Annotated in this window: 1 protein-coding gene; it reads right to left on the reverse strand. The window is 32.9% G+C overall.

What is annotated here, in order from left to right:
- Positions 1 to 1003: ISNCY family transposase (locus OW729_RS19345; RefSeq protein WP_268063161.1), on the reverse strand; the 1003-nt coding region annotated here is incomplete at its 3' end.
- Positions 1004 to 1110 lie beyond the last annotated feature (107 nt).

The following is a 1110-nucleotide window of genomic DNA, read 5'->3' on the forward strand; positions in this document are numbered from 1 at the left end:
AACTAGGTTGCTTTTCAAATACAGATTTGATACTATCTACTGGTAAGGCAAATTTAGCATTGAATTTTTTTATGTAGGAGTTTAAAAATTCATTTGCTTGCTCAAGTGTTGTTATACCAGCTAGTCTCATTTCAACGGTGAGACGAGATTGTAGAGTTTGGAACATTCGTTCCACTCTACCTTTAGCTTGGGCAACACTGCTAGTTTTAAGCTCAATACCAAGTTGTTTACAAGCATAACTAAATTGAGTGAAAGTATCCTCTTCGGTAGAAGGGGATTTTTTTTTCTTGTATTCAAAAACAGTACGTCTGTCAGTGAAAAAGCTGTATGGTATACCGTAAGTGTTGAGAATTTGATATAAGACGTTGTAATAGCCGTTTAAGGTTTCTTGTGCATCAAAATAAGCACCCATAATTGCACCAGTGGCATCATCTACTGCGATATGCAATTGGGTTTTCTTATCACCAAACCAAAGATGTACAGAGGCATCCATTTGAAGCATTTCTCCTACATAAGTACTTCTAGGACGCCTTGGATGTGCAGCTTCAATTTCAATAATGGCACTTTGAAGAGCTTTAATTTCTTTTTTGGAATTTGATTTACTTTTTAATTGGTTCAAATGATTATTAAGTTTTTTCTTAGTATTTTTCTTTGCCTTCGGCGATAAAATATATTCATCAAGAAGAGCAGCACGAATAGTGCTCGGAGAAACATTAATGTTTTCTCGAGATTTTAGTAGTTCTGAGTAATGAGTTATGTTGGCATCAAAGTATTTAGTACGATATAGATCTACGATCATTTTTCTAGTATTGTCATCAAGTGCGTGAGCAGGTTTTCTTCCACGATTTCCATGAAGAAAATATTCTTTACCTTTTTCTTTATATCCTTTAATCATTCTGTTAATATGTCGAGTAGTACAGTTAAGAATAATAGCTGCACGTTGTTTATTTCCATCAGTTTCAATCAATTTTTTAATAACTAAATATTTATTATTTTCATCCATTCTTAAAGCAACCTTTCTCAGTATGTCCACCTCATTTCAAGTTATGAGGTTTATTGTATACTAAAATTTATATTTGGGACATAATCACATGTGTTATATTAAGACAT

The organism is Clostridium brassicae, from assembly GCF_026738875.1.
GTDB classification, from domain to species: Bacteria; Bacillota; Clostridia; order Clostridiales; family Clostridiaceae; genus Clostridium_H; species Clostridium_H brassicae.